Raw genomic sequence first — 21,491 nt, 5'->3', positions numbered from 1 at the left:
CGATGTTGGAACCCTAGCCAAGGAGCTTAGAGCTCGTGTGTGACAGTTGGCTTGTTAAGGTCCGACCTTGCTGATCGGAATGCTGCAATTACTCTTTCGATGTCGTCCGCACTGTGGGCGGCACTTACCTGCATGCGGATCCGCGCAGCGCCTTCCGGGACAACAGGATACGAGAAGGGAACGACGAGAATGCCATGGGCACGCAAGAACTCAGCAATCTGGACCGCCACTGCCGCGTCCCCGGTCATCACGGGCACAATTGGGTGATCGTTGCCCAAAACTTGAAATCCCAGGCCGCTCAATCCTTGTCGTAGCTGACCAGTGCGAGCGGAGAGATTCTGCCTGAGATCGTCTGCGCTTTCTGCCAAGTCGATTGCGGCCAATGAAGCCTCACAGATTGCAGGCATCAGCGAGTTTGAAAAGAGGTATGGGCGCGCACACTGTCGCAACCAGGAAATGATCTCACTACGGCCTGAGACGTACCCGCCAGATGCGCCACCAAGTGCCTTGCCGAGCGTGCCGGTAAGAATATCAATTTGATCTTCCAGCCCATACTGCGCCGGTGTTCCTCGCCCTTCTGGCCCGATAAACCCCACGGCATGAGAGTCATCGACCATGACCAAGGCGCCGTAACGTTTTGCTAGCTCGCAGATGCCTGGAAGATTCGCGGAAGCGCCATCCATGGAAAATACGCCATCGGTCACAACTAGCACTGTTCGGCATTGACTTGCCTCGCTTAGAGCGTGCTCTAGTTCGTTCATATCATTGTTGGCATAGCGAAAGCGCTTCGCCTTGCAGAGCCGAATTCCATCTATGATGCTTGCATGATTTAGGCTATCGCTAATTACGGCATCGTCAGCGTCGAGCATGGCCTCAAACAGCCCGGTGTTCGCATCGAAGCACGAACCGAATAGGATCGTGTCTTCCGTCCGAAGGTAGCTGGAAAGCCTGTTTTCAAGCGATCGATGAACTGTGTGCGTCCCACAAATGAATCGCACGGACGACATTCCAAAGCCATGCCGTTCGAGACCTGCGTGCGCCGCTCGCAACAGGGCTGGGTGATTGGCTAGACCAAGATAGTTGTTGGCGCACATGTTCAGGAGATCGCGCTCACCAAGCGCGCGGAGGTGAACATGCGTCGACTGAGGCGAGGCGACCTCTTGCTCGATTTTCAGTAGTTTTCGCGATGATAGCTCATCGAGATTGTCACGAAGTCGCTGACCAAAGAGCGAGCGCATGGTTCATTTCCGATCAAGCATAAATGACAGCAGTCGACCACGCCGGATCTGCGTGCTTTTGCCAGTAGAGATCCATCAGCCGGCGCGTGACGGAGCCGACCTGCCCCTTGGAAATCTTAGAGTCGTCGATGCGGGTCACGGGCATGATACCGCCGGCTGTGGAGGTAATGAACACCTCATCAGCCTTTTTGATGTCATCACGGCTGATTTCGCCAGCGGTCGCGGGGAGCCCAATCTCAGCGCAAAGATCGAGCACGGTTCGACGCGTGATGCCGGGCAGTACCCCAAAAGCGGGTGTCCTCAACGATCCATCTTTTACAAGGAACACATTGAAGCCTGGCCCTTCAGCGACATGTCCGTTCGTATCTAGGATCAGCGCCGTCTCGGCGCCCTTGTCGTAGGCGTCGAAAAGACCTCTCACCAGATCGAGCCAATGATAGTTCTTGATCGTAGGATCGACTGAATTTGGCGGGATGCGAACGGTCTCGCTAATCGCGACGTGCAAGCCTCTTTCCAATTGTTCCTTGTTCGCGACCGAGCCATACGGAACAGCAAACGCAATGAAGCGGTTCTCTGATTGGCGAGGATCTCGGCTGAATATCGGCGACGAACCACGCGTGCAGATCATCTCAACGTAAGCTGATTTATGGCCGGACAACGCGACACACTGCTCGAGGATCGACGCGATTTTCTCGCGGTCGTGAGGCAGCTTCATTCGAAGGCGTTCAACGCCTGCGAAAAAGCGGTCAAGATGCAAATCCAGTCGGAAAAACCGGCCGTTCCAGACGTGCACGGTGTCGTAGGTCGCGTCCGAGTGCAGGAGACCCCAATCGAGCACAGAGATCTTGGCCTCGGACATCGGCAGGTATTGCCCATCCATGAAAGCGACTCCATGGGGGTAGCGCCGTCGGTCGATGTGATGCTGATCAATTGCGGAAAGCACGGGTGAGAGCTCTGCCATCGGAGTCACTGGAAATAGGAGGGATTGAGACAAGGAACGAATTCTCGCTTTGTGAAAACAAGCATCTCGGACATGGTGCTCCATCAAAGATGTCGAGGATCGGAACGGGCCGGCCCACTGGACCTAGTCACGTTCGATGCTAACAGTCTCACGAGCCGTATTCCCTCGATGTGGTATCTCGTCTGGCCTAAATTCTGCGTCTGAACGTTATAGGTGAAGCTTTCACACGCGCGAGTCGCTGTTTAAGTGGCCACGTTTCATGCCGACTCTCTGCCCGCCGTCTGACGAGAGACATCAAGAGTTTCGTCCTGCGAGGCGTTTTTTTGCGGCGACCAGTTTCGAATTTTGATGCGTCGCACAATGCGAGGCAGATTGACCGCAGCTCGGCAGTACACGAAGTGCGAACCCTCATGCCGCCCGATCGGGCGGCACGAAGGGCTTTGGAGGACTTTTAAGCCCGGACTACCAGGCCGGGAAAAAAACTATCGAGTGTGGCGCGTACTCCACCAAAGAATGGGGTGTCCTCTATGCGGACGCTCGGTAAACTGTCTGTCAACCGCGCTTACGAGGTGGAGGACTCGCACAATATCGAAAGGCGGCGCGAACAGTCGCCATGCCCGACGCATCTCTCGAGTTTTGTCGCTCATGGAAAGAGATGCCGTGAAGCTTTGATTGCCCGAAATGAGATGATCGCTAGCCGATAGGCGATGAGGCAGTAGGAACACCTGAGCAGGAAGTGGGTCCTCAAATTGTGTAAATGTTTAAGACAGGCGCGTTCCGACGGGCGCAAGCGTCGCCTCTCGCACAGGAGTCTGGCGCGATCGTTGTTGTCCCCATTTGAGAGCCGTTCGCTCCGCAGACATACCGTCTAGCGGAGCTACGAGCATCCGCCATCCATCAGGCCAAGCAGCGTCATGCGTCCATTTCAGCTCGCTGACTATCGACCTCGAAAGGCGAAACGCTCTTAAGGCTACATTCGTTTCGTGAAAATTTCGCCACCTTCGCCGCAAAGCTAGCTGCGCCGTCTTGCCTCGGTGCGCCCGTTTTCAAACCCCTGCGTACGAAAATGGATAAAAGAGCACGCTTGCTGCGGCATTTGCGCTATCCCAATCTTCTCGAAATCTAAGTACACCTCGGTTGAGTTCCGCGGTGAGCCTCGGAAATGAATGCGTCAACTTAGGGAGCAAAAACGCAGGAATTCTGCTCGGAGCTGATCATATTAGTGAACCTCAGCCTGGCGGGTGCGATATTGTGGTGCTTAATCGCATTGTCGACGGAGGTGAGAATAACTTCAGGCGGGGCGTCTGTAGATGAGCAGCGCCCAGCAGAGTTTGTCCCGCTCGTTGTGGTGATCTGCGCGTAGCGTCGTCGGATTGCGCTCCGAGTCGGTCCTGCGTAGCCGATAGTCGAAATCTCGATAGGGTTCGGGGTGGGGAGGCGCTTGCATCCATATTTATACCCGAGAGTAGAAGGTCAATGTCAAAGAATTCAAAGTTCATGTCTGGGAAGCCGCTGCGGACAGTTGGATTGTTGGGGGGCGGGACGATCGGTGGCGGGTGGGCCGCACGATTTGCCCTAAACGGAATAAATGTGCGGCTATATGATCCAGCTCCTGGTGCCCTGGAGCAGGTTCAAGATACTTTGAATCATGCGCGCCGGATATACCAACGATTGACGCGGGTGCCTCTGCCGCAGGAAGGCGCTCTGATGCTTGCCAATTCGGTCCCGGACGCAGTGCGCGATGTGGATCTCGTGCAGGAGTCTGCGCCGGAGCGTTTGGGGCTCAAGCAGGAGCTGCTGGCGGCCGCGAGTCGTGCGGCGCCGCCTGAGGCTCTGTTCTGCTCCTCGACGTCGGGTCTACGTCCGACGTTGCTGCAGGCGAAAATAGAGCATCCCGAGCGTCTACTCGTTGCGCACCCTTTCAACCCCCTATATTTACTCCCGCTCGTTGAGCTCTGCGCGGGGCAGCAGACGGCGCCGGATGCCATCGCGCGGGCGGACGAGATTTACCGTATGATCGGTATGCACCCGCTCGTAGTGCGCAAGGAAGTTGATGGATTTATCGCTAACCGGCTGCAGGAAGCGATGTGGCGCGAGGCGCTGTGGCTGGTGCACGATGGCTTGGCGACTGTGCAGGAGGTGGATGACGCAGTCCGCTACTCCTTTGGCTTGCGTCGAGCGGTGGTTGGTCCTTTCCGGATGAGCGGTGGCGCGGCTGGAATTCGCCGCTACCTGGAGCAGTGGGGGCCCATGCTAAAATGGCCATGGACGAAGCTCACTGAAGTGCCGGAACTCACCGCTGACTTTCTAGCCACGCTGGCGGAGCAATCAGACGCGCAGGTGAAAACGGATAATCTTTCAGGCTCTGAGATTTTAGCGAAGCGCGATGAGGCGCTTGTGGCCGTGCTGCAGGGGTTGCGCGATCAGGGATTCGGTGCGGGCGAGACCCTGGCGCGCTGGGAACAGGGGCTGCGAGACCGTGCCGCCGGTTAGAGATATTCGTGGCGGGTAGAACTCCCAGGCTAATAGACACCGCCTTGCTCGAGAGAAGTCGCTCGCGAGCCTCTGCTAGTCGCGGGCCGCTGGGGGCAGGAATGGTTTGCCTGAAGGCGGCCGACGCAAAGTCCAGCTACGCAACACGGGAGCTGGCGCATGTCTGACAAGAGAAGGATAAGCACATTGCTAGGAATGCAGCGGCTTAGAGTCACCAACGAAACGGGCTCAACTATCGCGCAGCCGCGAAACGCCATAGCTCTTCATGAAACACATGCTTCCGCCCGAAACTGTGCTGAATTCGAAGAAATCCAGCTTGCAGGGCTTCTATAGTTAATCGCACACTACCTATTTGGATATCCTCATGGCGTCGAATGGTACAAGCTGTCTTGGAATCCTTGACTTCGAGCGCGAGCCGGGCTGGGTAAGGCCCACGCCGCAGCCTGGTTCGCTAATGAGCGCGGACACTTACGGCTTTCCCGTAGTCATCGAGAGCGTCAAAGGGTCTACGGTGGATCGCACAATGGGCGGCGATCTCACGCTTGTCCCGGCCTATGTCGCCGCCGCACGCAAGCTGGTCGAAGAAGGTGCCGTGGCTATCGGTTCCAACTGCGGTTTCGCGATCCGCTACCAGGCCGCCGTTGCGGCTGCCGTGGACGTCCCTGTGATGCTATCGTCCCTAGTCTTTCTGCCAGCTCTGCTCCGCCAGTTGGCAGCGAGCACCCAGATCGGCGTTGTCACATCCGATTCGAATCTATTCGCCGAAGATCTCCTTGGCATCACCGACCCAGCCGAGCGCGCAAGAATTGTCGTTGTTGGCATCGAAGGCGGCAACATGTCGCGGAATTCGGCGATGAACCGACCGACTGAGCTCGCGGAGATCAGGCAAGACGTCGACACGTGCGTCAAGCGGTTGCTTGACGCAAATCCCAGGGTTGGTGCGCTGCTTTTCACCTGCACACTTTTCCCGCCGATCACACCAGCGATACGTCGCAGGTTCGGTCGGCCGATCTACGACATCTCGACCGCGTGCAGACTTGCTCTCGAATCTGCCGTGTCCGCAGGACTTGTGCACGCGCCGAAAGAGTAGCCCCGCAAACTTTGGTAGGAGCGGACCGCTTGACCTTCATTTATTGCTGCGTCCGTGCTCGGTATCAATGGGAATTATTTGAATGACGTCGCGAAGTCGATATGTTTTTGCAAGGCCTTACTCTAGCGTGCCGAGACCCTAGACTCTGGCTGACCGATTTGAAGTAGGGTCAATCCCTTTCCGCAGGAGATTTCTATGTGAGGTTCGTGCAGGTAGCACCCACGCGGTCAAGACGCGAACCATAGACTTTGACGCGAAGCGTTTCGTGCTCTATCAGGAGATAATCGATGATCGCGATGGTACACTCGCGGCGACAGCGGAGCACATGCAGCTCGACGTTCGACTGGCGAGCCGGCCGCTAGTGCCGAAAGTTCTCGAAACACTGCGCAAAGCCCGCCGGTATCAAGGCGAAAGCATCCTGCGGAACGTCAGTCGTGCCACAGACCCTGAGCCGGCGCACAGGCGCGACGAGGCCAATACGTTTTTCTCAATTCCGTCTCTGGGACGGTCCCAACGGTACTAGTAGAGGAGCCCCTGATGTCCCGAAAGGTCGTTCTGACGTGCGCAATCACCGGCGGGAATGCGGCAGTCGTGGCAAAGCATCCGCACATTCCCAAGACGCCTTCGCAAATTGCAGAAGCGGCTATTGATGCAGCGAAAGCAGGCGCTGCCATCGTTCACGTCCACGTCCGAGAGACGGACGGGACGCCTTCAAACCGTCTAGAGCTTTATGAACAGGTCGTAAAGAAGCTCCGCGACTCGTCCACCGACGTTATCATCAACCTGACTTGCGGAATGGATGGGAGCATCACGCTCGATTCGCTTGACCCACCGTCGCTCGGCAAGGCCACTAACCTCAAGAGCCCGAAAGATCGCGTTCTTCAAGCGATCAACCTCAAGCCGGAGATCGCCACTCTTGATTGCGGCGTTCTGGCGTTCGGCGAGTCGATCTATGTAGCGCGAATGTCCGACCTGCGCGAAATGACGAAGCTTATGCAGAATGCGGGCGTCAAGCCCGAGATCGAATGCTTTGACCTCGGTCACATCGAGAATGCCAAAAAGCTTATTGCGGAAGGCACGCTTATTGGCCCGCCACTGTTCCAATTCTGTCTCAGCACCGGTTACGGCGCCCCAGCGGAGCCGATCGTTATCCAGGCGATGAAAGAGATACTGCCTCCCGGCGCGATATGGGCTGGATTCGGTTGCGGTCAGGACGAAATGCCCACGGTTGCGGCAATCGTGAGACTAGGGGGGCATGTTCGCGTCGGTCTGGAAGACAATATCTACCTGCGGCGCGGTGTGCTGGCATCGAACGCTGAACTCGTCGACAAAGCGGTTGGGATTATTGAGAGGATGGGCGCCAGCATCGCCACGCCAGCCGAAACGCGCCAAATGCTCGGTTTGGTGAAGCGCGGGTAAGAGTTCTTTCCGGCAGGCGCAGGCTGGAGCCTGGCGCCTGTCGTGAACACGTACGCGTACCCGTGTTGGTAGGGCCGGCACCACCAATCGGGGGATTGACCGTTGCAGCCGACGCCAAAAGCCCGTCCCCGAGAACGCAGGGAAGACCCTGACATCGGCCTCCCGACCTGCCGCTCTTTGCTGCCATGACGAGCCGCGCTCTACGAACTCCATGTGATGCTCAGTGCTTCAGAGCGACTCCCACTCGCCCCTACGCGCTCGGGCGCAGCGTGCTCAAAGACGACGCCGTAACAGGCGCTGCAGGCCAGCTTGGGCCGACGAGTGACAATTCCCCTGTATTGCACCGCATGCCGTCGAGCAGACACGAATCATAGTGTATCCCGCCGAAGCCCGCAGCGCCGTTTGACCTAAACGTGCCCGGCCCCGGCAGTCACGCACCCGCTGCGGCCGCCAGCATGGCGGCGTGCCATATCTGCTACAACCGCACCTGGCTCGAGCCTTTCCGCGACAATCTGACCTCAATCATGCAGCCGCCGCTACCGGCATGCGGCAGCATACACTTCGACACGCTGCGTCAATGGTCGTCCACTATGAGTACCCTTGCCGAAGATGAATTCTCTAACGGTGCTCCCAAGGCTACGCACACACAATAGAGGAGGCCCGTCCGGGTCTGCCCCTTGCCAGGACCGACGAGGTGCTGTCGTCGGCGTGGATGCGCTCGGCTACGACGACGTGGCTCCCGGGCTCCCGATCGCATCTACCAGCGGGTCACCGTTGCTGCGGCGCCCGCGCCTCGGCGGGCGCCTACACGTCGAGACCGATGGCGTCAAGCTAGTAGACTTCACTCTGAGGATGAAGCGGCGGGTGCAGCCCGGCAAACAGAACATGGGTCGGTAAGCTGGGCCCTGCACAACCAGCGCAATCGAATGCGAGGGAGCCGCCGGCCGGGTGATCGCTCACAGGCCCCGCAGACGAGCTTCTCGCGGACGTGCTCGATCACCTCCACTGGCGTCGAACGAGCTTCAGCTCTCGGTCACGTCCTCGCCAAACTTGCGCAATCTGCTGTCGCCTCGGCCTGGGCAGGTGCCGGCACCGGATAGACAATGCGCTCCCGCGGCGGATTCTCCCGTAGCGGCCGCGGGCTAGCTTGCGGCGCTCGAGCGATGGCGCCACAATCTTTTCAGATGCCATCTGCGCCGGGGTCTCTGCTTGCATGGCGTTCTCCTCCAGGTCGGCGAGCTGTAGCTTGAGTTGGTCCAATGAAGCGCTCACTCCGAGACTGCCGGGCCTTCTCGATCGTGAGTTTGAGATTCTCGACCAGCCAGCTCCCCTCCTGGGCCTCCAAAGAGGTCGCTCGCTCGGAGCGCAGCATCGCGTGCAGCCTAGCCACACCGCCGGGAAGGGAATCATCGGGGTCCATCGCCACCAGAGAATCTCAAGGTGCAGTCTCGGTTCGAACCGCTGATCGTGCCAATGAATCAAATCCTGATGATCAGCCGGCCGCCCGCGGTAGCCAGGTCTGCTGCGGCATCCTCCCGTTGATGCCTTCCAGTCGGTAGCCAAGTTGGGCTGGGGTGATTGTCACCACGCCATCAGCCGACGATGGCCTCGGAAAGCGACCACGCTCCAGCGTCTTCGCATAAAGCGACATGCCCAGTCCACCGTGTCAAAGGATATTGATCTGCTTCCCGCTTTTGCCACGGAACACATACAGCTCGCCGCCGTGCGGTTATGTTGCGTGCAACATAACCGCACTTATGTGTCGGAGGAGATTATGTGGCGGAGGCGCCCTAACGCCAGCCGGGGCCGGCCACGGCTGGATTCCTCCGCCACATAATATTTTGTGCCCCTCGTGCGGACGCGGGATCCCCCTGCGCCGTAACGCCGGAGGGGCATAATGCTCGAGTTCTATTTTTCGTACCGTGGGGTGCTTAAACGCCTTCGTGACGGAGCGCTCGGCGCCGAGATGGATCGCATCGCGGGGCACTTTTTCTCGCTCGGTTACAAGAAAGCATCCGCTAAGCTTTATCTGAGCCGGATCGCGCGGTTCGGCCGTTTTGCTGCAGCGCATTGCGGTTCACGGCCGATCGGCGAAGCTATCGTCGATAGCTATCTATGCACATTCACCACGGAGTCACCGCGGATTGCGGCAGTGTCTGCGCTCCAACACGCTCGACGGGTGGCGCCCGAACGATTCATTGCCTCGACGCCCATTGTAGTCGATGACCGGCGCCGCGCTCGCCGACTACATCCTGCGGGCTCGACCGAACGTCGATAGTCCGTATCTATTCCTGTCCTTCACGCCGCCCGTGGGGCCGTTCAAATCCGCGTCGCCTGTTTCGAGGATCGTGCGGAAGCGGTTGCGACATGGCGGGATCGAGCTCGGTCGCGTCGCAGGCGCGCATCTCCTGCGCCACAGTTTGGCCACCCAGCTCGTCGGGCGTCGAAGGCCGATCAACGAGGTCGCCGATCTTCTAGGGCACCGAAGCATCAACACAACGGCGCTGTACGTGAAGGTCGCAGCCTCACAGCTCGCTGAGGTCGCGCTCCCCTTTCCGGGAGGCGCCGCATGACCGCCTTCGCCGCATTCCTCGGCGACAAGGTCGAGCGTTACATCGAACTGCGCCGCTCGCTCGGCTACGCCTTCAACAAGCAAGCGGGCACGCTGCGGGCTTTCGTTCGCTACGTCGAGCGATCTCAGCTGGGTGCGCCCGCCACCCGGACGATGGCGCTGGACTTCGTCCTGTCGTTCGGTGGCGCCGCCGACAGCCGCGCGGTCCGTCACGGCGTGCTCCGCCGATTCTACGAGTACCTCGTCGTCTACGACCCCCAGACCGAGGTCTTGGAGCGCAAAGCTTTCCCGCGGTCCAGGGCGATTCCGCCGCCGCGCATCCTAAGTGAGGCTGAGCTGACGTCGCTTATCGACGCATGCAGCTTCATTTCGCCAGGGAACCCTCACAGGGGCCGCACGATGGCGACGCTAATCGGATTGTTGGCCAGCACGGGATTACGATCGGGCGAAGTGGTCAGCCTTGATCGCGGCGACGTCGATCTGATCAACGGGGTCGTCCTCGTCCGTAAAACCAAGTTCCGTAAAGACCGCCTGATTCCTGTTCACCCAACAACCCAGGCAGCCCTTCGTCGATACGCCCGTGAGCGCGACACCGTGTTTCCCAGGCCCAAAGGCGAGGCCTTCTTCCTCAGCTCGCGAGGCTGCCGTCTGTCGGCGACCGGCCTGCAAAGCAACTTCGCTAAGGCCCGCAAGCTCGCGGGTCTTGACAATGGCAAGCCTCTGCGACCGCACGATCTCCGGCACCGGTTCGCGGTGACCAGGCTCAGGCTGTGGCACCAACAGCGCGCAGACGTCCAAGCGCTGCTACCCTTACTCGCCACCTATCTCGGACACGCCAGCTACAGCGACACGGCCTACTACCTCACCGGTTCGTCGGATCTTCTCGCCATCGCGGCTGAACGCGCCTTCCTCGACGGAGGCGCCGCATGAGCGAACACCTCCTTCTGGCGCCGCTCCTGGAGTCGTACTTCCGGTGCCGGTTGACCAAGCAACGCAACGCGACCTCCGCGACCCTGGCCAGCTATCGCGACGCCTTGCGCATGCTGATCCTCTTTGCCGCTGCCCGTTTGCGGAAGAAGCCAGCGGCGCTGGCCCTTGAAGATCTCGATCGGGACCTCGTTCTCGCCTTTCTCGATGAGCTTGAGGAGAAGCGGAACAATTCCGTCGCAACGCGCAACGCCCGACTAGCCGCGATCCGATCCTTCTTCCATCACGTCGCTGCCGCCGATCCCGCCTCGTTCGGCGTCGCCCAACGGGTTCTGACGATTCCCACCAAACGGACCCACATCGAGGTGACGCATCATCTCACCAACGCCGAGGTGGAGGCCATCATCGCAGCCCCTGATCAGACGACGCCCCGCGGCCGGCGCGACCGGGCCTTTCTGCTCTTCTTGGCGAGAACCGGCGCTCGCGTGTCCGAAGCGACCGGCGTCAACGCGAACGACCTTCAGTTGGAGCGAGGACGCCCGCAGGTGCTGCTTCACGGCAAGGGACGCCGAGATCGCGTCGTTCCCATTCCTAAGGATCTGGTGCGATCGCTGACGGACCTATTGAGCGAACGCGGCCTCGCCAATCATGAACCGCGGCCGATCTTCGTCGGGGTCCACAACGAGCGCCTGACGCGTTTCGGCGCGACACACATCGTGCGGCGTGCCGCTTCCCAGGCCGGGTCCACGAGGCCAAGCTTGGAGAGCAAGCCGATATCGCCGCACATCTTCCGGCATTCCCTCGCCATGAACCTTCTCCGGTCAGGCGTGGACCTCCTGACGATCCAGGCCTGGCTTGGCCATGCTCAGGTCGCCACAACCCACCGATACGCCGCTGCGGATGTTGAGATGATGCGCCGGGGCCTCGAGAAGGCGGGCGTCTCAGGCGACCGCAGCGCGCGCTTCCGGCCGAACGACACCATCCTGCAGCTGCTGGCCAACATCTGATTATTATGTGGCGGAGGAATCCAGCTGTGGCCGGCCCTGGCTGGCGTTAGGGCGCCTCCGCCACATAATCTCGTCCGACACATAAGTGCGGGTCTCGTGTCACCGCTTCCCGCACCAGCAAGGCCAGCGAGTTCATGCTGGGGCGTATGGTGTGGCCGGCCGCAATCGAAACGGGCGTCCATCTGCCGACGCCACGACGACCTTCAGCGTCGCCGCATCGGCCATACTCGTCATCCGCATCGAGTCCCGGCCGCAAACTCGATCCCGATTGCCCCGCCCTGCTGGCCAGCACGACAGGATTAGAAATGGGCCGTGAATCCGCGATCACCATCGTCGGCACAAAGCAAGGTCTGACCGGCGGCATCCTTCGGCTAAAGCAGAAACGACCGTCGCCATCGCAGCAGCAAATGAACGCGAAACGCCGTATCGCCGCGTTGTCGTTGCGACCTGGCGCGGACCTGTAAGCCCTCCAGGACGATCTTTTCTCGTCCTCGGACCAGCGCCGCCGCTGGCCGGTGTCCACCGCCCCAAGCCATTCGACTTGGCACTCCGTCTATTGCTGCCCATTAGCGACACTGCTCAATAACCCGCCTCATACGGCAGGGCGTTCCTCATCGGACGGATACGGCAATTTTTGCAAAGCCTTTACGATCCAAGTCACCCGCCTCGAAATGGTGCGAGATACGAAACTTGGGTGGACCGCCCAGTAGAACTGGCAGCAAAAACAAGCAGCTTGTGACGTTGAAGTCGGCGACAGAAGTTGGTTCAACGTCGCCCGAGAGAATCGCACGGTTGCTCAATAAATGCAGTGGCCCTGGGCCGGAGTGATACGTTTCGGGCTCTTGATCGTGCAGGGACGTGGTGTCGTCCCGTATCGCCGATGCGGAAGAGGCCCCGATCGAGCGAGTGGGTATGGAGAGGCAACTCTATTAGTCGGCGGCAAGCTCTTTCGGAAAGCCCGGCGGTCGAGCCCCGTGGCTCCTGTTGGAATCGCTGTCGCGACTGCCGTTTCCTCGGGAAGCGTCGATGCTGCGGCGGGGATCGCGAACAAAGTTGGATATCCAGTCGTCGCAAAATTAGTTCGCCGTAGTTTGGAAGATAGCCGCCATTGTGTGGTACCCTGCGCCGAAGCGTTATAAAGATTTGCTCGTTCCACTTGCCCGCAGTGAAGGATTTAGGCGTGCGTTGCTAGCTCTTTGCACGAAACGTGTGTTGAATAGAAATACACTGCTCCAAAGAGGCTATGGCGAAGAGCTAGACTCAAGTGCGATGCGATTTTAACGGAGGCGTGCAAGCGCGTTGAAGCGAGCCTCACGAGGCAAACAAGCGCGACAGTCTGGTCTCGATGCTCGACAATGGAGAAGGAAAGAATGGCTGAAGTTGTAACCACTTTCCGAGAGGGTGCGATCCTCGAAGTCACACTCGACCGGCCGAAGGCTAACGCCATTGACGCTAAGACGTCTCGGATGATGGGCGAGACCTTCAAGGCCTTTCGCGATGATCCGGGGCTGCGTGTTGCCATTCTAAAAACCGCGGGGGACAGGTTTTTCTGTGCCGGCTGGGACCTGGCCGCTGCGGCGGCTGGAGAGTCTACGAACGCGGATTATGGTGTTGGTGGATTTGGTGGGGTGCAAGGTCTGCGCGACCTCAACAAGCCCGTAATCGCTTGTGTCAATGGTATGGCGGTTGGTGGTGGATTCGAGCTGGCTCTCTCCTGCGACCTGATCTATGCGTCCGATAATTCCTCTTTCATGCTGCCAGAGATTCGCGCTGGCCAGCTCGCCGATGCGGCGTCGGTCAAACTGCCGAAGCGTATTCCCTTTCACATTGCGTTGGATCTTCTGTACACTGGTCGTTGTATGAACGCGGCGGAGGCGCATCGCTGGGGCTTGGTGAACGAAGTACTTCCGAAGCAAAAGCTTGAGGAGCGTGTGTGGGAGATCGCGAGGTTGCTCGCGAGCGGCCCGCCCCTTGTTTTCGCCGCTATTAAGGAGACGGTGCGAGCGGCTGAGCCGCTGAGCTACCAAGATGCGCTGAACCGAGTGAATAGGCGTCAGCTTGCAACGGTCGACATACTCTATGGCTCAGAGGACCGTCTTGAGGGCGCACGTGCATTTGCAGAAAAGCGTGTTCCAGTATGGAAAGGAAGGTAGTCACGGCTCGGGCACGAGAGAGCTAGCGAAGAGGCACAGCGGAGAGACGGGGCAAGGTTGTGGCGGGCTGTTTGACAAATCCGTCCTTTCCGCATTGACCCATGAATTCGATGCAATCGCCAGAGCGCAGAGTAAGGAGCCGAGCACCGGCGGGGAGCGCTCCCCGCCGTTAGAACGGGGTCAGATCAGATTGATGTCCCGCCAGATTCCGTGAGGCTCAGATTGCCGCTCTGGCTCTGCGCTCGTTAAGACGGGTTTTGTGACCATAGGAGAAGGTTGGGATGGTCTCGGTGTTAGGCACTTGTGTGTAGCGGCAGCTCTCCGAGAAGTCCGCAGTTGCCGCTAGTCGCGGATCAGATCGCCGGTTCGGCGATAGAGGCGGGCGACAGGAAGCGGCAGTCGTTGGACATCCATGTACGCAATGCCTGAGCCCGACTTGGCTCGCGGGATTTGGCACTGTACTCGCGAAGTCCGGCATCCTATCGGGCCGTCGGAAAGTCGGATGTGGATTCAGCTATAAACTCAACTTAGCGATCGGCGCCGATCTCGTGCTCGGCTGGCCCGACGCGCCTTTACATCCTGAGCGCCTCGCCACGAGGGTGGTGAGAGACCGTTGCACGTAGAACGACTGCGTCCGGAGCGGGTTCTTCGCAGCACCTCCTGCACCACCAAAGCATACGACGTAGTTCGTCTCCATCGTCGCCATCGACCCGCATGCGGCGCGCTACCAAGCAATCTGCTCTTCCGTCGACGCGCGACCATCGTGGTTAACGGCACTTCGGTCACTTGCCGCGGCGGCACACACGACCCAACCCAACCGCCACGAACGGCACCATACTCGCTTCGGCCTGCTTGCAACGCTCCTTGCACAACCTGAATAGTTGGCTCACATGAAGCCAACCATGAGAGCCACCTCGGAAACTCTGGCACCGAGCTCCTGCGATCACCGACACCTCCACCCTCGAAATGGTCCTTGTCCTCCTCCTAGGATTGCCCTTTGGCCCTGCAGCCATCACGTGCGTCAAACAAGCGGACCATTGACGGAGGAATCCCTCCTCCAATAGAACCTGCTTTTGCGGAACCTTTACCAGACAAAGCTCAAATGGGGCAGTCGAGCGGGGCTATCAAGGGCCGAGAGAATATGGCGATTTGAACAATTCAGCTACGAGATGGTCTTCGGCTAATTGACAATTGCGGCTGGGCATCGGCCGGAGGGCTGCCCCATGCTGCGAAGTAACCGCTGATCGGCGCGGTGAAAATGGCAACCCTCCGGCTTGTTGGGTCGAAGCAGAGGTTAAGTGTTTCGACTGTGCAAGCGAGTTCGCCGCCGCTCTCGATCCGATGAAAAAGATGAAACCGCTTCGTGTCGGAGGCAATCAGGGTTGTATAGATGGCAACCGTTGCTCCCAAGCGCAGCTCGCGAACATAGCGAACGTTGGTTTCGGTCAGGACGAACTGAAGATCCGACCCAGGCGCAAAGTCATGCTTCGCACGGCGCCACACTTCCATACTCGCAAGATCGGCAATGCGCTGGTAGGTCAAGAAATTGACGTGGTCAAGCTTATCCAACCAGTCATTTTCGACGACGCCTTCCCAGGTCTTAATCCAAGCCATATTCTACCCCACAAAGTTTGACCGACTGGCGTGCCGCAGGGCCGCTTGCCCTCGCTGCTCCTAGTTCGCGCCGCTATCAGCTCTGCCCACTTGCTAGTCAGATCCGTATATCGGCTACCCAGTGGGCCACGACAGATTTCCGACGAGTAAGGAGCGCGCTAAGACTCCGATTCGAACCCGCAAGCAAAGCTTAGCCCCAGCGGGGGTCTTGTTTTCTCCGGTCCAGGCGCAACTAACGCCGAAATTCTGCTCGCAATAATAAAATGAAGAACTTTTGTGCCGAATGCTCAACTCGGCGTAGGATCGGATCAATCCGGAAACTGACCTCATCGCTCAAAATATAAAGCTTCACTGGACCACTCTCGCGGAACAGCAGACGCGATCGACATGGATCCGCCTTCGTAAGTGGCCCGCTAGGCAAAGACTCAGCCGCGTGCACAAATCAAGTGGCGATCGCGCGAACCTCGACAGTAGATCAATGTGCGGAATTCCCAGCCGAGAACTGGCTCCGGTGAAAGGACGCGGTGAGAGCAGTAGGACGCCTGATCTTAGACGCCAAGAACGATCACCATAGTCAGGGAGGAGAGCAGCGCTCTTCCAGGGCGCAACCTGGTGAAATTCGCGCGAGCCGTCAGGTACCCAGATTTTCGCAGCGTTGTCATTGTATGTGCAGGCAACGCAAGGTCGCGCCCGAGTGCGCTGTTTCAAGCATGCCGAATAGAAAAGGTGCTTGCTTGCAGGAAAATGCGGGAATTCGCTACGATGCCACGGAATGGTGGTGATTTTATGCAGAGTTATGGCTAACATTGATCGAAATCCGCAGATAGGGGGCGTAGCTTCTTCCAGCTTGATGCCGAGGCGCGCAGCGAACATGCGCCAGTGCAGAAATGACGATCCTCAGAAGTCGGGCGGTTGATGTCGAAGGCGAGGCGGGAGACAATCTACGTGTCAAATGCATTGGTCGGGAAATTAGCCGGCAGCGGGCAGGACCAACTCGTGGAGAACATCTCTCAAATAGAGCACGTGCGGCGCAAGCATGTAGGGCGCTATCTTAGTGCTGTCGCAGTCGCGGCCCTAGCCACTTGGATTGTGCTGGCCTTCGTCCACGGTCAGATCGACTGGACTATTGTTGGTCATTACCTGACAGCGCGCACCATCCTCCTCGGCCTGGGCAACACTGTTCTGATGGCCGCCTTGGCGATGCTACTAGGAGTTCTGATTGGAGTGACGGTCGCGATCATGCGACTTTCCGCCAATCCTGTGGCCAACTGGGCGGCGGCTAGCTACGTCTGGTTCTTTCGCGGCACGCCGTTGCTACTGCAGTTGCTGCTTTGGTTCAATCTTGCGCTGGTGTTTCCCAAGCTCGGCATTCCGGGCCTCTTCGAGCTGCGCACGGTAGACGTGATGACGCCGTTTATTGCAGCGTTGCTCGGCTTGGGCATCAATCAGGGAGCCTATACCTCGGAAGTGGTGCGCGCCGGATTATTATCTGTCGATCAAGGACAGTATGAGGCGGCGAGTGCGATCGGAATGCCCCGTCTTCAGGCGCTGCGCCGAATCATCCTACCCCAGGCGATGCGCGTCATTGTGCCCCCGATTGGCAATGAGCTCATCGGCATGGTCAAGCTGACATCACTCGCCAGCGTGATCCAGTTTTCGGAAATTGTTCACAACGCAGAGAACATCTATTACGTGAACAACTACGTAATTGAACTGCTGATAGTTGCTGCATTCTGGTACTTGATCGTGGTTACCGTGCTTACGTTCCTTCAAACGCGATTAGAGCGGCATTACGCACGCGGCGCCCGCAATACAAAACCACGCTAGCCTGGGAAGAACACATGAATCCCATCGTTAAAGCCAGCGGCGTGCGCAAGTCCTATGGTGCATTCGAAGCGCTTAAGGGGGTCAACCTGGAGGTGGAGCGTGGCGAAGTGCTCTGCATTATTGGTCCATCGGGCTCGGGAAAGAGCACTTTGCTCCGGTGCATGAACCAGTTGGAAGTCGTTGATAGCGGCGCTCTGTGGGTGAACGGCGAATTAGTCGGCCACCGTCAGGTCGGCCAAAAATTGTATGAACTTTCCGAGCGTGATATCGCGCGACAACGCCTTGCGACGGGCATGGTGTTCCAGCGCTTCAATCTCTTCCCCCATAAGACGGCGCTGGAAAACATCACCGAAGGTCCGGTGCAAGTACTCAAACAAGAGCGCAAGCAGGCCGAGGTCGCCGCCCGTGAGTTGCTCGCGCGGGTCGGACTGTCTCATAAGTGCGATGCTTATCCGGTTGAGCTATCGGGTGGTCAGCAGCAGCGCGTCGCAATTGCTCGCGCTCTCGCGATGAAACCAGCGTTGATGCTGTTCGATGAGCCGACCTCCGCACTGGATCCTGAACTAGTCGGCGAAGTGCTTGTCGTGATGCGCGATCTCGCGCGAACTGGAATGACAATGATCGTTGTTACTCACGAACTCGGTTTCGCGCGGGAAGCGGCAAGTCGAGTGATTTTCATGGATCAAGGCCAAGTCATAGAAAGCGGCCCCCCGGCCCAGGTCCTCAGCAGCCCCACGCATGCTCGAACCTTGAATTTTATTTCAGCCGTCCGCAATTGATGGTGTCGTCAGCCGATCGCAAACACATTGAAATTGTCTTACGATCTGCCGTCCACTTAAGGCGAACGCGTTCGGCGGTGACCTATCCCATAGCTGACGCGGACGACGGAAGCCGCTTATCACCGCGATGAAGACGCGCGCGCATTCTCTCCTCATGGCGCCGGAACAGTACGCCGAATTCGAGTGAAGCGCTGGCGGATCTAGTAAACACTTGAGTCGCCGGCACGAGCGCATTCATCCAGTTCTTAGATGAGACTCATCCCACGCCCTAGTCAGCGAGTTATAAGTCCAGACACGGCGCTGAAAATGTGGGCAAAAGTGTCCAGCTCGATCTATTCCGAACACTTCGCACGGTTCGGTCCTCTTTCAATTATGCAGCTTCTTTGATTTTTATGGATCGAGGCTCTCCTGATGAACTCCTGCGCTCAGCAGGAAAATGCGCCTAATTTCTGCACGCATAGCTAAAGAGCCGACCGACTTCCTCCTCAATCTGCGGTAAAACATCGCCTTCGCGGGGCGAGCGAGGAGGGGCTTTCAAGCCGAATGTTTGCGCGCAGCGACCACATCTTACCCGGTCGGGAGCCAAAGCGGGCGGTGCAATGAAAGAGCCCAATTCAAGCGATGCACCGGGAGTCTCGAGCTTTCCGAGCCCGCAGGGGAGGCGCAGGAGCGCATCTCCGGCGTAGACCCCTCCGTGCTGAAGGGCGCCAAAATGTTCTATGATACAAGCCAATATATCGACCTCGCGGCGGGGGGCAAAGGCGGTCAAGTGCGATGCGCGTCACCGTCGATGCGCTGAGAAATGCACGGCGAGGATCCGCCGTTGCGCTCGCCTAACCGTAAGTTCGGCCCCAGCGAACAAGGGTGCTTCCGAGCTACCAAACCTTTCCATAAAGTCAGGTAATTCATGAACAAGGTCTATCCCGACGCCAAGTCGGCTCTTGAGGGCGTTCTCAAGGACAACATGATGATCATGTCGGGCGGCTTCGGCCTCTGCGGCATCGCCGAGTCGCTGTCGGACGCGATCCGCGATTCCGGCGTCAAGGGCCTGACGGTCGTTTCGAACAATGCCGGCGTCGACGGCATCGGACTCTCTCGCCTCCTGGAGACCCGCCAGATCAAGAAGATGATCTCGTCCTATGTCGGCGAGAACAAGCTGTTCGCCCAGCAATTCCTCGCCGGCGAGCTGGAACTCGAATTCAACCCGCAGGGCACGCTGGCCGAGCGCATCCGCGCCGGCGGCGCCGGCATCCCGGCCTTCTACACCAAGACCGGCGTCGGCACCCTGATCGCCGAAGGCAAGGAAGTAAAGGAGTTCGACGGCGAGAAGTATCTGATGGAGCGTCCCCCCCCCCCCCCCCCCCCCCCCCCCCCCCCCCCCCCCCCCCCCCCCCCCCCCCCCCCCCCCCCCCCCCCCCCCCCCCCCCCCCCCCCCCCCCCCCCCCCCCCCCCCCCCCCCCCCCCCCCCCCCCCCCCCCCCCCCCCCCCCCCCCCCCCCCCCCCCCCCCCCCCCCCCCCCCCTATCGCAAGACCGCGCGCAATTTTAACCCGATGATGGCGACCGCCGCGAAGATCACCGTGGCCGAGGTCGAGCACCTGGTTCCGGCCGGTGAACTCAACCCCGATCACATCCACACGCCCGGCATTTTCGTGAAGCGCATCGTCGCGGTCGGCACGGCCAAGAAGCGCATCGAATTCCGCAACACCCGTCCGCGGCCCGCGGCTTAACTCGCAACCCCTTAGGAGAGTCATATGGCCTGGACCCGTGAACAGATGGCCGCTCGTGCCGCCAAGGAGTTGCGCGACGGTTATTACGTCAATCTCGGCATCGGTATCCCGACGCTGGTCTCGAACTACATTCCTGATGGCGTCGACGTCAGCCTCCAGAGCGAGAACGGCATGCTCGGCATGGGCCCGTTCCCCTATGAGGACGAAGTCGACGCCGACCTCATCAACGCCGGCAAGCAGACCGTCAGCGAGCTGCCCTCGACCTCGTATTTCTCGAGCGCCGATTCCTTCGGCATGATCCGCGGCGGCCACATGGATTTGTCGATCCTCGGCGCCATGCAGGTGGCCCAGAACGGCGATCTCGCCAACTGGATGATCCCGGGCAAGATGGTCAAGGGCATGGGCGGCGCGATGGACCTCGTTGCCGGCGTCAAGCGCGTCGTGGTGGTGATGGAGCATTCGGCCAAGGACGGCCCCAAGCTGCTCAAGAAGTGCAACCTGCCGCTGACCGGCGAGCGCGTCGTCGACATGGTCGTCACGGATCTTGCCGTCTTCACCATCGACAAGCACGGTGACGGCAGCATGGCCCTGATGGAGCTCGCCGACGGCGTCACGCTCGACGAGGTCAAGGCCAAGACCGAAGCCGAATTCCGCGTCGCGCTGAAGTAACCAGCCACGAGGCGCGCATGACGATAAAAGTCTGCGCGGCCGACGCCAGGTTATTGCACTATCCGTCCTGTCCCGGCTGTGCGGCCACCGGCCTGCGCGGTGGCGATATGCCCCGCTTGGTTGAACCGAGACGGAACTGTTAGGCAGTCTGGGTAGAAAAGCTCTCTGAGTTCGTGCGCGCCGCCGAGTGTGGCACCTAATTCCGCCAACAAGTCGCCCTCGCCAGATCTGAATTGCCTCCGCACGAAGCTGTTCTTTTCTACTCAGGTAGACAGCTCGCTTCGCCAGTATCGGAGCGAACAAGCCGATTTTTTTGGCTCTTACAATCATTGGTCAGCCAACGAGTTCGCTTCACGCGCCGACATGTTCTTGCGCAAAGTCGGATTCTTCGCGGCCGGGTGCGCTGGCGTCAAACCGACCGACTTCTCGTAAAGGCGAGGATCGGCCGTACCCAGGGATAACAGTGCATCCGCATCAAGACATTTTGGTGCGCACGTCTGGATCGCAAGCAGCCTTCAATAACGCTGCTACACCAACACCACGGCTTTTGGCGTGCGACACTATCCAAGCGTGATTGTCTGAGGGATTTGGTAAAAGTCAGCCAAAAACTACGCACCTGCGTAATTGCTCCACAAGTTTTACACGGTAAAATCAATCGAAAAATTTAGATTCTCGCAGAATTTAGGCGCAAACGCAGCGAGTTGCGCGTTTATTCTTCTCTATAAGCCGCTATAATACAGATTAAGCGTGATCTTTTCTTACCCGTTAAGCCGGGTTTAGCCATCTCCAGGTGGCGGATTGGCGCAGGAGTAGAATATGGTCAGCCATTTCGTATGGGCGCGTGTGCTGAGATATTGTTTCGGAGAAGCAAGTGCGACCTGCCGCAAAGACTCTGGCTGCCGTATTACGTTGTGCAGCTAGGGTGTGAGCTAGCCAATCGAAGCACCGGCCTAGCGCCGCGGAACCGCAAATCCGGAGCGGACGCGAGGGAGAGGTGTTTAGGGCCGGATCCAG

The 21,491-nt window shown here is 59.0% G+C and carries 17 protein-coding genes and 2 pseudogenes; 15 read left to right on the top strand and 4 right to left on the bottom strand.

The window, feature by feature from the left end; genetic code table 11:
* Positions 1–26: 26 nt before the first annotated feature.
* On the bottom strand, positions 27–1,238 hold the full coding sequence (locus XH80_RS10285; RefSeq protein WP_271598492.1) for a glycine C-acetyltransferase: 1,212 nt from the start codon (positions 1,236–1,238) through the stop codon (positions 27–29).
* Positions 1,239–1,251: 13 nt separating this feature from the next.
* On the bottom strand, positions 1,252–2,118 hold the full coding sequence (locus tag XH80_RS10280; RefSeq protein WP_442869135.1) for an aminotransferase class IV: 867 nt from the start codon (positions 2,116–2,118) through the stop codon (positions 1,252–1,254).
* A 1,557-nt stretch (positions 2,119–3,675) separates the two neighbouring features.
* On the opposite strand from XH80_RS10280, the gene XH80_RS10275 reads away from it, so the two are divergent.
* From XH80_RS10275 to XH80_RS10265, 4 genes are all read left to right on the top strand, one after another.
* Positions 3,676–4,692: a 3-hydroxyacyl-CoA dehydrogenase NAD-binding domain-containing protein gene (locus XH80_RS10275; RefSeq protein WP_333968706.1), complete on the top strand. Its 1,017-nt coding sequence runs from the start codon at positions 3,676–3,678 to the stop codon at positions 4,690–4,692.
* A 364-nt stretch (positions 4,693–5,056) separates the two neighbouring features.
* Complete coding sequence (locus XH80_RS10270) at positions 5,057–5,782, top strand: hypothetical protein (protein ID WP_271598490.1); 726 nt, start codon at positions 5,057–5,059, stop codon at positions 5,780–5,782.
* 145 nt (positions 5,783–5,927) lie between these two features.
* Positions 5,928–6,305 (top strand): thioesterase family protein, encoded by a 378-nt coding sequence (locus tag XH80_RS43960; RefSeq protein WP_442869138.1) that lies wholly within the window; start codon positions 5,928–5,930, stop codon positions 6,303–6,305.
* Between the two features lie 14 nt (positions 6,306–6,319).
* On the top strand, positions 6,320–7,201 hold the full coding sequence (locus XH80_RS10265) for a 3-keto-5-aminohexanoate cleavage protein (RefSeq protein WP_271598489.1): 882 nt from the start codon (positions 6,320–6,322) through the stop codon (positions 7,199–7,201).
* Between the two features lie 1,492 nt (positions 7,202–8,693).
* On the opposite strand, the gene tnpB is transcribed toward XH80_RS10265, so the two are convergent.
* Positions 8,694–8,852 carry an IS66 family insertion sequence element accessory protein TnpB gene (tnpB, locus tag XH80_RS43955; RefSeq protein WP_442869134.1) on the bottom strand — a complete coding sequence of 53 codons (159 nt, stop codon included), beginning with the start codon at positions 8,850–8,852 and terminating at the stop codon, positions 8,694–8,696.
* Positions 8,853–9,098: 246 nt separating this feature from the next.
* On the opposite strand from tnpB, the gene XH80_RS10260 reads away from it, so the two are divergent.
* The 6 genes from XH80_RS10260 (at position 9,099) to XH80_RS10235 (ending at position 13,860) form a co-directional block, all read left to right on the top strand.
* Entirely contained in the window at positions 9,099–9,479 is a 381-nt protein-coding gene (locus tag XH80_RS10260; protein WP_271598517.1) for a hypothetical protein, read from the top strand.
* Complete coding sequence (locus tag XH80_RS10255; RefSeq protein ID WP_271598488.1) at positions 9,424–9,774, top strand: tyrosine-type recombinase/integrase; 351 nt, start codon at positions 9,424–9,426, stop codon at positions 9,772–9,774. Before XH80_RS10260 ends, XH80_RS10255 begins: the two co-directional genes overlap by 56 nt.
* Complete coding sequence (locus XH80_RS10250) at positions 9,771–10,703, top strand: tyrosine-type recombinase/integrase (protein WP_128935422.1); 933 nt, start codon at positions 9,771–9,773, stop codon at positions 10,701–10,703. The genes XH80_RS10255 and XH80_RS10250 overlap by 4 nt, the downstream gene beginning before the upstream one ends.
* Positions 10,700–11,707 carry a tyrosine-type recombinase/integrase gene (locus tag XH80_RS10245; protein ID WP_271598487.1) on the top strand — a complete coding sequence of 336 codons (1,008 nt, stop codon included), beginning with the start codon at positions 10,700–10,702 and terminating at the stop codon, positions 11,705–11,707. The genes XH80_RS10250 and XH80_RS10245 overlap by 4 nt, the downstream gene beginning before the upstream one ends.
* A 305-nt stretch (positions 11,708–12,012) precedes the next feature.
* Positions 12,013–12,171 (top strand): hypothetical protein, encoded by a 159-nt coding sequence (locus tag XH80_RS10240; protein ID WP_271598486.1) that lies wholly within the window; start codon positions 12,013–12,015, stop codon positions 12,169–12,171.
* Between the two features lie 906 nt (positions 12,172–13,077).
* Positions 13,078–13,860, top strand: coding sequence for a carnitinyl-CoA dehydratase (locus XH80_RS10235; RefSeq protein WP_271598485.1), 783 nt, complete (start codon positions 13,078–13,080; stop codon positions 13,858–13,860).
* A gap of 1,158 nt (positions 13,861–15,018) precedes the next feature.
* Here the strand turns inward: XH80_RS10235 and XH80_RS10230 are convergent.
* The gene (locus XH80_RS10230; protein ID WP_271598484.1) at positions 15,019–15,474 is read right to left on the bottom strand and encodes an acyl-CoA thioesterase; all 456 of its coding nucleotides are present in this window, start codon (positions 15,472–15,474) and stop codon (positions 15,019–15,021) included.
* Positions 15,475–16,470: 996 nt separating this feature from the next.
* Between XH80_RS10230 and XH80_RS10225 the strand changes: the two genes are divergently transcribed.
* From XH80_RS10225 to XH80_RS10205, 5 genes and pseudogenes are all read left to right on the top strand, one after another.
* Positions 16,471–17,301, top strand: coding sequence for an amino acid ABC transporter permease (locus tag XH80_RS10225; RefSeq protein ID WP_271598514.1), 831 nt, complete (start codon positions 16,471–16,473; stop codon positions 17,299–17,301).
* Positions 17,302–17,315: 14 nt separating this feature from the next.
* The gene (locus XH80_RS10220; RefSeq protein WP_271598483.1) at positions 17,316–18,080 is read left to right on the top strand and encodes an amino acid ABC transporter ATP-binding protein; all 765 of its coding nucleotides are present in this window, start codon (positions 17,316–17,318) and stop codon (positions 18,078–18,080) included.
* A gap of 907 nt (positions 18,081–18,987) precedes the next feature.
* Positions 18,988–19,433: pseudogene (locus tag XH80_RS10215) on the top strand (CoA transferase subunit A); the annotation flags it as partial.
* A 165-nt stretch (positions 19,434–19,598) separates the two neighbouring features.
* Positions 19,599–19,808 (top strand): annotated as a pseudogene (locus tag XH80_RS10210) (CoA-transferase); the annotation flags it as partial.
* 24 nt (positions 19,809–19,832) lie between these two features.
* A complete protein-coding gene (locus XH80_RS10205) occupies positions 19,833–20,477 on the top strand; it encodes a 3-oxoacid CoA-transferase subunit B (protein WP_271598482.1) in 645 nt (214 codons plus the stop codon).
* Positions 20,478–21,491: the final 1,014 nt, after the last annotated feature.

Source organism: Bradyrhizobium sp. CCBAU 45384 (assembly GCF_028128665.1).
In the GTDB taxonomy this organism is placed as follows: Bacteria; Pseudomonadota; Alphaproteobacteria; order Rhizobiales; family Xanthobacteraceae; genus Bradyrhizobium; species Bradyrhizobium manausense.
The sequence above is the reverse complement of the archived record's forward strand: the minus strand, read 5'-3'. Positions and strand labels throughout refer to the sequence as shown.

Bases quoted from the DNA above. Each gene is read 5' to 3' on its own strand.
- tnpB (WP_442869134.1), bottom strand. From the start codon at position 8,852: ATGTCGCTTTATGCGAAGACGCTGGAGCGTGGTCGCTTTCCGAGGCCA.
- XH80_RS10275 (WP_333968706.1), top strand. From the start codon at position 3,676: ATGTCAAAGAATTCAAAGTTCATGTCTGGGAAGCCGCTGCGGACAGTT.
- XH80_RS10255 (WP_271598488.1), top strand. From the start codon at position 9,424: ATGACCGGCGCCGCGCTCGCCGACTACATCCTGCGGGCTCGACCGAAC.
- XH80_RS10270 (WP_271598490.1), top strand. From the start codon at position 5,057: ATGGCGTCGAATGGTACAAGCTGTCTTGGAATCCTTGACTTCGAGCGC.
- XH80_RS10265 (WP_271598489.1), top strand. From the start codon at position 6,320: ATGTCCCGAAAGGTCGTTCTGACGTGCGCAATCACCGGCGGGAATGCG.
- XH80_RS10205 (WP_271598482.1), top strand. From the start codon at position 19,833: ATGGCCTGGACCCGTGAACAGATGGCCGCTCGTGCCGCCAAGGAGTTG.
- XH80_RS10280 (WP_442869135.1), bottom strand. From the start codon at position 2,118: ATGGATGGGCAATACCTGCCGATGTCCGAGGCCAAGATCTCTGTGCTC.
- XH80_RS10250 (WP_128935422.1), top strand. From the start codon at position 9,771: ATGACCGCCTTCGCCGCATTCCTCGGCGACAAGGTCGAGCGTTACATC.
- XH80_RS10240 (WP_271598486.1), top strand. From the start codon at position 12,013: ATGGGCCGTGAATCCGCGATCACCATCGTCGGCACAAAGCAAGGTCTG.
- XH80_RS10285 (WP_271598492.1), bottom strand. From the start codon at position 1,238: ATGCGCTCGCTCTTTGGTCAGCGACTTCGTGACAATCTCGATGAGCTA.
- XH80_RS10220 (WP_271598483.1), top strand. From the start codon at position 17,316: ATGAATCCCATCGTTAAAGCCAGCGGCGTGCGCAAGTCCTATGGTGCA.
- XH80_RS10260 (WP_271598517.1), top strand. From the start codon at position 9,099: ATGCTCGAGTTCTATTTTTCGTACCGTGGGGTGCTTAAACGCCTTCGT.
- XH80_RS10235 (WP_271598485.1), top strand. From the start codon at position 13,078: ATGGCTGAAGTTGTAACCACTTTCCGAGAGGGTGCGATCCTCGAAGTC.
- XH80_RS10230 (WP_271598484.1), bottom strand. From the start codon at position 15,474: ATGGCTTGGATTAAGACCTGGGAAGGCGTCGTCGAAAATGACTGGTTG.
- XH80_RS10245 (WP_271598487.1), top strand. From the start codon at position 10,700: ATGAGCGAACACCTCCTTCTGGCGCCGCTCCTGGAGTCGTACTTCCGG.